The following is a 1,681-nucleotide window of genomic DNA, read 5'->3' on the forward strand; positions in this document are numbered from 1 at the left end:
CTGATATGCTCCCTTTATAGTAGACAGAGAAATAATAAAAATTCTCTCCTACTAGGAAGGGAGTATTTTTAATGTCTAAAAGAATAACCAAACATACGCTAGAAGAACGTATGGAGATTGTACAAAAGGTGACGGAAGAAAAGAAACCGATTAGTGCTATCGCAAGAAAATATGAAATGTATGAAAATACGGTGAAAGAATGGGTTCGCAAATATAAAAGTAATGGGATAGATGGATTGAAGGAGGCAAGGAATTGGAAACAGTACCCAGAGGAATTAAAAAGACAGGCTGTAGCGTTCTATCTTGAACAAGAAAATAGCCTCAAGGTAACATGTGAACAATTTAATATTTCGTCCACTTCCGTTTTACGTCGTTGGATAAAGCTTTATACTAGTGGTAAAGCAATAAAATCCACTAGTAAAGGAAGCGTTAAAATGAGCGAAGGACGTAAAACCACATTCAAAGAACGGATAGAGATTGTCCAATATGCGATTGCCAATGATTCCAATTATCATCAAGCAGCGGAGAAGTATAAAGTTTCCTATCAACAGGTTTATAGCTGGGTTCGTAAATATGAGAAAGACGGAGAGCAGGCTCTTCAGGACCGCCGCGGGAAGACATTAGAAACTAAGCCAAATCTAACGGAAGAAGAAAAATTAAAGCTTCGGATTAAGGAATTAGAACACCGTAATCAATATTTGGAGGCAGAAGCTGGTCTCTTAAAAAAGTTAGAGGAAATCGAAAGGAGAGGATCGAACGATTAAGGAAACAAGTCCCGGCATTTGAAGCCATTCATGCCTATCATGAAGAAACAGGCACGCCGATTCAATTACTATGCGATATTTTAAAGGTGTCCCGCTCTGGATATTATAAGTGGCTGCATCACATACCAGGCGAACAAGAAGACGAAAATGCATGGCTAATCAAGAAAATCCAAATGATTTTTAAACAGTACGGAGGAATCTATGGCTATCGGCGAATCAGAATGGTGATTGATCGCAAATACGGAAAACGATATAATCTGAAGCGCATTCGTCGTTTGATGATTTTATTAGGCTTAAAATCATTTATCCGTCGTTCGAATGGATATTCTACCAAAACAAGCTACGTCAACATTGAGGAGAATATTTTGAACCGGGAATTTACGGCAGACAAGCCAAATCAGAAATGGGTAACGGATATCACACATTTAAAATACAGCTTGAGTCATAAAGCTTATTTAAGCGTCATTAAAGACCTTTATGATGGTTCGATTGTTGCCTATAAGGTTGGTTATTATAACAATAATGAGCTGGTTATGGAAACCATTAAAGCAGCACTGGAAGCAAATCCAGGTGCCACGCCTTTACTGCATAGTGATCGGGGTTCGCAATATACATCGAGGGAATATCGTTTGGTGACAACAAAAGCCGAGATTACACGCAGCATGTCCCGTGTTGGGAAATGTATTGATAATGCGCCTGTAGAAAGCTTTTTTGGCCATTTTAAAAGTGAATCTTATGATTTAAAACGATATAAGAGCTTTGAAGAATTAGTAGAGGATATTGATCGATATATCCAATTTTATAATAAAGAACGTTACCAGGAGAAATTAAACAGCCTGACACCGTTGGAATATCGGGACCAGGCTGTTGCATAGAGTTTTTGTTTTTTTACTGTCTACTTGACGGGGCACAGTTCA

At 38.3% G+C, this 1,681-nt stretch carries 1 protein-coding gene; it reads left to right on the forward strand.

All coding sequences use genetic code 11. The features are described 5' to 3' along the window. Positions 1-71 precede the first annotated feature (71 nt). Positions 72-1,639 (forward strand): IS3 family transposase gene (locus ACFO3P_RS14540; RefSeq protein WP_379542473.1). Its coding sequence is split into 2 segments (ribosomal slippage): positions 72-717 and positions 717-1,639, totalling 1,569 coding nucleotides; the frame shifts between segments, so codons are not numbered across the junction. Positions 1,640-1,681: the final 42 nt, after the last annotated feature.

It is taken from the genome of Oceanobacillus aidingensis, assembly GCF_042654105.1.
GTDB classification, from domain to species: domain Bacteria; phylum Bacillota; class Bacilli; order Bacillales; family Amphibacillaceae; genus Oceanobacillus; species Oceanobacillus oncorhynchi.